Annotated in this window: 6 protein-coding genes; 3 read left to right on the plus strand and 3 right to left on the minus strand. The window is 69.2% G+C overall.

The genetic code is table 11. The features are described 5' to 3' along the window. Both Amac_RS57645 and Amac_RS57650 read right to left on the minus strand, forming a co-directional pair. Entirely contained in the window at positions 1-624 is a 624-nt protein-coding gene (locus Amac_RS57645; RefSeq protein WP_155361573.1) for a DUF5941 domain-containing protein, read from the minus strand. After that, entirely contained in the window at positions 621-2,069 is a 1,449-nt protein-coding gene (locus Amac_RS57650) for a CDP-alcohol phosphatidyltransferase family protein (RefSeq protein WP_155361574.1), read from the minus strand. The genes Amac_RS57645 and Amac_RS57650 overlap by 4 nt, the downstream gene beginning before the upstream one ends. Before the next feature lie 120 nt (positions 2,070-2,189). On the opposite strand from Amac_RS57650, the gene Amac_RS50560 reads away from it, so the two are divergent. Both Amac_RS50560 and Amac_RS50565 read left to right on the plus strand, forming a co-directional pair. Then, positions 2,190-3,572, plus strand: a complete 1,383-nt coding sequence (locus Amac_RS50560) for a bifunctional cytidylyltransferase/SDR family oxidoreductase (protein ID WP_246269224.1) — start codon at positions 2,190-2,192, stop codon at positions 3,570-3,572. Positions 3,573-3,644: 72 nt separating this feature from the next. After that, positions 3,645-5,309, plus strand: a complete 1,665-nt coding sequence (locus Amac_RS50565; protein WP_246269225.1) for a CDP-glycerol glycerophosphotransferase family protein — start codon at positions 3,645-3,647, stop codon at positions 5,307-5,309. On the opposite strand, the gene Amac_RS50570 is transcribed toward Amac_RS50565, so the two are convergent. Beyond that, a complete protein-coding gene (locus Amac_RS50570; RefSeq protein ID WP_155361577.1) occupies positions 5,260-6,261 on the minus strand; it encodes a glycosyltransferase family 2 protein in 1,002 nt (333 codons plus the stop codon). The genes Amac_RS50565 and Amac_RS50570 overlap by 50 nt on opposite strands. 115 nt (positions 6,262-6,376) lie before the next feature. On the opposite strand from Amac_RS50570, the gene Amac_RS50575 reads away from it, so the two are divergent. Continuing rightward, complete coding sequence (locus Amac_RS50575) at positions 6,377-7,795, plus strand: LCP family protein (RefSeq protein ID WP_246269226.1); 1,419 nt, start codon at positions 6,377-6,379, stop codon at positions 7,793-7,795. Positions 7,796-7,929 lie beyond the last annotated feature (134 nt).

Raw genomic sequence — 7,929 nt, forward strand, 5'->3', positions numbered from 1 at the left:
TCAGTCGTGCGCGCCCAGATCCGCCGCTTCCACCCCGGATCGGGGGGCGGCCAGCCAGCAGGTGAGGCTCTCCCAGCCGAACAACGCCCAAAGATACAGGGCCAGCAGGATGAACATCGCCGTGCTCGCGCCCAGCAGGCCGCCCGCGGCGACCGCGATCATCCGGCCCTCCCAGCCGAGCCCGGCGGTGGCCAGCCAGTCGGGCGGGTAGACGTGCTGGCGGATGCGGTACACGCCGTCGTAGTGGTGGAAGGTGATCGCGCCCAGCAAAATCATGATCACGATGGCGGGCACGCCGTGGGCGAAGCCGACACTGGCGATGAAGCCGTATTCGATGATGCGCAGGAGCACCGGGACCAGCCAGTCCAGGCGGCCGTCGTGGCGGTGCGAGGAGCCGGGGCCGGCCAGCAGCAGGGCGACCACGGGGGCGAAGACGGCCAGGCCGTCGGTGGCGGCGATGCCGACCAGCAGGAGCACGCCGGTGATGAAGAGGGCCGCGATGGCCGGGGGAAGCGGGGGCAGCTGCCCGGCGACCATCGCGCCCATGCCGCGGGAGAGCAGTCCGTCGTCGCGGTAGGCCGTCACCGAGCTGGGCGGGATGCGGGCCATGTGCACGCTGGTCACGACAACGACCTCGCGATCCGTCCGGTGAGGGTGTAGAGGGCGGCGACCGTGCCCCAGCCGAGCAGGGCCAGGAACGTGACGCGGGCGTTGAACAGGCCCGCGGTGATGGCGATGAGCGCCATTCGTTCCCCGATCGGGAGGACGATGATCTTCTTGAGCCAGCGGGTCACGCTGTCGCCTTCCAGCTTCCCGGCGAGTTGCACGATCGCGTTCTCGCGCTGTACGGCGGCGGTGTTCCTGGCCGAATCCGTGGCCAGGGCGATCGAGCGGTGGGGCCGGGCCCAGGAGACGCCGACCTTTGCGGCGTCGGTGACCGCTCCGGCGTACGAGAAGTCGATCATGTGGCGGACGGCCTGGAGCATCATCGCGCCGACCGCGAGCGCCCAGATGCCGCCGGGTCCGGTACCGGTCATCGGCGCGCCCGCCGCGTAGCCGAGGGCCAGGCCGACGTAGACGACGTATTCCTTGACCCGGTCGAAGGTGGCGTCCAGCCAGGCGCCCAGCGGGGAGAACCGCCGGGTGTAGCGGGCCAGTTGGCCGTCCACGCAGTCGAGCACGAACGACAGGTAGAGCGCGACCGACGCGGCGAGCTGGGACTGCCGGTCGCCGGCGGAGAACCAGATGGCGGCGATGGCGGCCAGGCCCACCGAGATGCCGGTGACGGCGTTGGGGGTGAGGCCGAGCCGGTCCGCGATCTTGACCAGGTGGCGGGACCAGGAGCTGACGCAGTAGGTGCTGAAGAAGCCGTCGTCCTGTTTGATCGCCGCGTCCAGCCGGGCCCGGTCCTCGTCGACTTCGGCGAGGCGGAGTAGCGCGATGTCCGCGGCGGCCTGGTCGGGGGCTCGGTCGCAGTGCAGCTCGCCCAGCCGAGCGGCCCGTACGGGCAGTCCGGAGCGGACCAGGCCCGCGAGCAGCAGATCGACGGCCTCCGTTTCATCCGCGATGCCCAGCTTGCCGGCCTGAGCCAGGTCGGCGAGCTCCTCGGCGACCAGCGCCAGGGCTTTCAGCTGGTCGCCGCCGATCTGGAGCACGCCCCGGAAGGAGGCGTTGGCGGAATCCACCTGATGGAAGGAGTTCCCGGCGGCGGCCACCCGGCCGTGCTCGACCCGGACCGGGGTGCACAGCATGCTCGCCAGGCCGGTGCCGATCAGCGCGCCGGTGCTCCGGGACGGATGTTCCAGCAGCGCGGCCAGGGCCTCGGTGTGGGCGACCACCTCGCCGGAGAACACGGCCACCGGGGCGGAGGACGCCCGGGCGACCTTGGCCACCTGGCGGAGCTCCTCGGCGAGGCCCTGCTCGCCGGACAGCACGTAAAGATCGGCGACCGGCAGTGCCTCTAGCTGCTCGGTAAGTCGGTCGATCAGGGTGGTGTCGGCGTTCGCCAGCCAGGCCGAACCGGGTGTCGCCAGCACCACCGCGACAGTGTCCGGCCGCTGTTCCCCCATGTAGACCGCCCTCACTCAGAGACGACCGCTACCTCGCAAAGTAATCGAGTGATCACTAATGAGCAATCACCCGCAAGGGTATGGTGCTCGTCGGGGAGGATCATGATGATGGATGCACGTTTGCCGACCGTTGGTGTGGTGCTGGCCGGAGGCATCGGTCAGCGGGTGGGTCTGAACACGCCGAAGCAGCTGTTGAAGATCGCCGGGAAGAGCATCCTGGAGCATACGATCGCGGCTTTCGACAGCCATCCGGACATCGACGAAGTCGTCGTGCTGATGACTCCCGGGTTCATCGACGAGGTGGCCGCCCTGGTGGCCAAGAATCGGTTCGCGAAGGTGACCCAGATCCTGGATGGCGGCGCGAGCCGGACCGAGTCGACCTGGATCGCGTTGCGGGCGCTCGGGGACCGGGAGTGCGACGTGTTGCTGCACGACGCGGTGCGCCCGCTGGTGGAGCCGCGCATCATCGCCGACTGCGTGACAGCCCTGGGCGAGCACCAGGCGGTGGACGTGGCCATCCCCTCCTCCGACACGGTGATGGTCGTGGTGCCAGGGCCGGGCGGGGACTTCATCAGGGACATCCCGGACCGGGCGCGGCTGCGGCGCGGGCAGACGCCGCAGTGTTTCCGGCTCTCGGTGATCAGGGACGCGTACGCCCGGGCGCTGGCCGATCCCGACTTCGACAAGCAGCCCGCCACCGACGACTGCGGCGTGCTGCTGCGCTACCGCCCGGACGTGCCGATCTTCATCGTGACGGGCAGCGAGCACAACATGAAGGTCACCCACCCGGTCGACGTCTTCATCGCCGACAAGCTCTTCCAGCTCGCCGCCGCCACGGCGCCCGTCCCCGTCTCGTACGCCGACGAGCTCGACGGCCGCACCCTGGTCGTGTTCGGCGGCTCGTACGGCATCGGCGCCGACATCGTGGACCTCGCCAAGGAGCACGGCGCCACCGTCTACTCCTTCTCCCGCACCGAGACCGGCACCCGGGTCCAGGACGAGGCCGCGGTCGCCGAAGCGCTGGCCCGGGCGTACGCGGAGACCGGCAGGATCGACTACGTGGTCAACACCGCCGCCGTGCTGCACATGGGCAAGCTCGGCGACGCCGAGCACCGCACCATCGAAGAGATGATCGGGGTCAACTACCTGGGCCCGGTCAACATCGCCAGGGCGTCCTTCAAATACCTGGCGAAGACCCGCGGCCACCTGCTGCTCTACACCTCCAGCTCCTACACCCGGGGCCGGGCCGACTACAGCCTCTACTCCTCGGCCAAGGCCGCCGTCGTCAACCTCACCCAGGCGCTGGCCGACGAATGGGCCGAGCACGGCATCCGGGTCAACTGCGTCAACCCCGAACGTACGGCGACGCCGATGCGGTTGCGCGCCTTCGGCGAGGAGCCGCCGACCAGCCTGCTGGCGCCCAAAGATGTGGCCCGGACCAGCGTAGAAGTGCTGATCTCTCACCTGACCGGACAAGTGGTCGATGTGCGCCTCATTGGGTAAGCACCCCACATGGGGGGATCATTCCGGAGCATCAATGCCCTGGTCACGACCGTACTTCTGGGGTCTTATCCGGTGTTAGTGGTAGCTGCGCTGTGCCCGCTGCCGTGGGTGTTCGCCGCGTTCGCGGTGGTGTCGTACGCGGCGGAGGCGAAGCTGCCGAAGCCGATCGCGAACCGGCTGAGCCTGGTGCATCTGGGGGCGACCGTGCGCTTCCTCACCCGGGAGATGGCGGCGGTGCTGCTGCTGGCGCGGACGGTCGGGCCGCAGTCGCGGTGGTTCGCGCTGCTGGCCGGGGGGCTGTTCCTCTTTCACGGCATGCGGGCCGCGCAGACCGGGCTCGCGCTGTATCTCAAGCGCTGTCACAGCAAGAAGCCGGTCGACAGCCGCAACCTGGGGGTGGCGTTCCCCGCCGCGCCGCCGGAGACGCTGGTCAACTGGCATGGGGTGCGGCTGCTGTACGTGGACGTGCTGCCGGTCGGGCTGACGGCCCTCGGCGCGCTGGCCGGGGTGGACTGGCTCGGGGCGCTCGGGGTCGGCGTCGCGCTGCTGCTGATGGCGAGTGCCGTACTCGCCCTGACCTGGCACGTGCGGCGGGCCGCGCCGCTGGCCGACCGGCGGCGGGTGATCTGGGAGGTGGACCAGCAGGTCCGCGAATACCGGCCTGAGGTGCTCCTCTACTTCTCCGGGCCCGCCAACTCCATCTACCAGGCGTCGATGTGGCTGCCCGTGCTGGAGAACATCGACCGCCGGGCCGTGATCGTCCTGCGGGAGCGCCCGCTGATGCGCGTGCTCGGGCCGACCACGCTGCCCGTGCTCTGCATCCCCTCCGCCGTGGAGCTGATGAACTTCCGCGGCCTGGACACGGCCAGGGTCGCCCTGTTCGCCTCCAACGTGGGCAACAACATCCACATGCTCCGCCGGCCCGGCCTGGTCAGCGTCTTCATCGGCCATGGCGACAGCGACAAGGAGGCGTCGTTCAACCCGTTCACGAAGGTGTACGACGAAGTCTGGGTGGCCGGGCAGGCCGGTCGCGACCGTTACCAGCGGGCGGCCGTCGGGGTGCGGGACGCCTCGATCGTCGAAGTCGGGCGGCCTCAGCTGGCGGGCATTTCTCGCGAGGGGCCCGGGATGCCGTACCGGACTGTTCTGTATGCCCCGACGTGGGAGGGCTGGACCGACGACCTGCACCACACGTCGGTGGCCGCGCTGGGGCCGCAGCTCGTCCAGGCGCTGATGGACAACTCGGTGCATCTCATCTACAAGCCGCACCCGCTCACCGGCCACCGCTGCCCCACCACCCGCGCGGCCCACCAGCACATCCTGACCATGATCGCCAAAGCCGGACGGCAGTCGAGCCGGGTGGCCACCGATGACCTCTACTCCTGCTTCAACCAGGCCGACCTGCTGGTCAGTGACATCTCCAGCGTGGTCGCCGACTTCGTGGCCAGTGGCAAGCCCTACGTGGTGAGCAACGTCGCCGGGCTGCCGGACTTCCGGGAGCGCTACCCGACCGCGCGGGCGGCCTACCTGCTCAGCCGGGACCTGAACGAGCTGCCGGAGATCCTCGCCCAGCTGGACAAGGACGAGGACGCGCTGGCGGAGGCGCGGCGGGAACAGCGCGGTTACCTGCTGGGGGACGGGGATCCGATGGCGCGGTTCAACCTGGCCGTGGAGAACGCCTGCCGGGTCAGTGAAAGAGATCCTGCAGGTTCGTCCCGGCCGGGCGGGGCTTGCTGAGGCGGGGAGGGCTGGTGAGGAAGCCGGTGCCCCACGATAAGTGCATCGTGGCGTACACGAGCGGGAGCCGTACCAGCGCGGCGCCGGGCAGGCCGCGGCCGGTCAGCAGCGCGCCGGCCAGGATCGCCACCAGGTAGAGGGCGGGGATCAGCACGGCCGGCCAGAACAGCGGCGAGAGCGCCAGGCCGAACACGATGCCCAGCACGGCGAGCGGGGGCGCCAGGTAGCGGAAGTTGATCGTGCCCTGGTGGGTGCGGGCCACCACCCGCCGCCAGCGGCCGTAGTGGAAATACTGCTTGGCCAGCGCGCGCGCGTTCGGCCGGGGCCGGTAGGAGACCCGCATCTTCGGCTGGAACCACACCAGCCCGCCCGTCTCGCGGATGCGGTGGTTCATCTCCCAGTCCTGGGCGCGCTGGAAGTGCTCGTCGTAGCCGCCGACGCGCTCCAGCGCCGACCGGCGGAACACGCCGAGGTAGACGGTGTCGGCCGGGCCGCCCTCGCCGCCCACGTGGAAGGCCGCATTGCCGACGCCGATCTTCGAGGTCATCGCGCGGGCGACCGCCTGCTCGAACGGGGTGATCCCCTCGGCGGCCATGATCCCGCCGACGTTGTCCGCGCCGGTCTCCTGGAGCGTCTCCACCGCCGTGCGGATGTAGTCCTTCGGCAACATGGCGTGCCCGTCGACCCGGGCGACGATCGGGTTGCTCGACTTGGCGAGGGCCGCGTTGAGCGCGTTCGGCGTTCGCCCGGTGGGGTTGGCGACCACCGAGACCCGGGGTTCGGCGGCCGCGATCGCGTCCGCCACCTCCTGGGTGCGATCACGCGAGGGGCCCACGGCCAGCACGACCTCGATCGCGCCGTCGTAATCCTGATCCAGAACCTGCTGCACGGCTTCGCGCAGGTGCCGCTCCTCGTTGAGGACCGGCATGATGACGGAGATCGAAGGGCTCATGACACTCGTTAGGGGCGCGTCGGGGAAGGGGTTCACGGCTGCGCTCACGCTACTGTACGAAGGGGCGTAGACGGCAACCTCAAGGGGGGACCGCGTGGAGGACTCGGGTGTGCACGTGGGCGGCGACGCCTACGGCGGGGTCCGAGTCACCGCACCTCGCACCCGTCGTACGCGAACCAGCCTGCGCTCGCTGATGATCACCGGAACGTTGTCCGGGCTGGTACTCGTGGGGTCGGGATTCGCGTGGGCCATTCCCGGATATCTGAGCGCGCAGATCACGTCCGTGGACGCGGGGACGGCCGGGTCGTCGTCTCGGTCCGCGATGAACATCCTGCTCGTCGGGGTGGACAAGCGCGATGATCTCACCCGGAAGGAGCAGAACCAACTGCATCTGGGGCGGCAGGAGGGGCAACGTACGGACACCATGATGGTGATCCATCTGTCGGAGGATCATCGGAAGGTGACCGTGGTGTCGCTGCCTCGGGATACCTGGCTGGATATTCCGGGCAAGGGTGAGCATAAGATCAATTCGGCGTACCAGTTCGGCGGGCCCAAGCTCGCGGTGCAGACCGTGCAGCAGGCGACCGGGCTGCGGATCAACCACTACATCGCCGTCAACGTGCTCGGCTTCATCGACGTCGTCGAAGCGCTGGGCGGGATCACCGTCTGCACGCCCGTCCCCATCGACGACGACAAGACCAAGCTCAAACTTGCCGCCGGCACCCACCAGCTGAACGGCGTCAACGCCCTGCACTACGCCCGCACCCGCGCCACCGGGCGGGCCGACCTCGACCGCATCGACCGCCAGCAGCAGGTCATCTCCGCCCTGCTCGCTAAGGCCATCAGCGGCGACACCCTGACCAACCCTGCCAAATTCGGCGCCCTGGTGAACTCCACACTGCGCACCCTCACCGTCGACGCCGCCCTCTCCGACGACTTCCTCGGCCTGGCCACCCAGCTAAAAGACGTCTCCACCGACAATGTGTCCTTCGTGACCGTCCCCCTCGCCGATGTCAATTACCGCACCGCGACCGGGGAATCCGCCGTCCTGTGGGACAAAGCGGCGGCTCGGGATCTGTTCCACCGCATCAACACCGATCAGCCGCTGATCCCGCCCGTGAAGCCTTCGAAGTCCCCCACGGCTACTCCGTCGCCCACCGCCGCGACGATCGCCCCCAACCGCATTGCCATCCGCGTCCGCAATGGCACCTTGATCACCGGTCTGGGTGCACGCACCAAGTCCGCCCTGCTGGCCGCGGGTTTCCTCGTCCCCACCGTTCCGGGGGATACCGCCACGCGCACATACAAGAACACGATCATCCGGTACGGCCCGGCGCGCGGCGACTCGGTCCGCACTGTTGCCGCCGCTTTCCCTGGAGCCGAGCTGCGTCAGGTGGATATCGATGGCATTGAGGTGATTCTTGGCGCGGAGAACCATACGGTTCGTAAGCCTGTGACTGCCACACCTAAGCCGACGCCGACCGCTGCATCGACTCCTACTACCAAGACGGCGACGCAGAACATCTGCAAATAGCTCCCCACGGCGTTGTGTAGCGGGGCGGGTGGAGCGCGAAGGAATCAATGGGCTGAGCGGGCACGGTGGTTCTCCCACCCGCCCACCCTGTGTTTTCCCTTGGGCTCCGCCCGGCCCCGCCGGCACCGTTGCCG

This window comes from Acrocarpospora macrocephala (assembly GCF_009687865.1).
GTDB lineage: Bacteria > Actinomycetota > Actinomycetes > Streptosporangiales > Streptosporangiaceae > Acrocarpospora > Acrocarpospora macrocephala.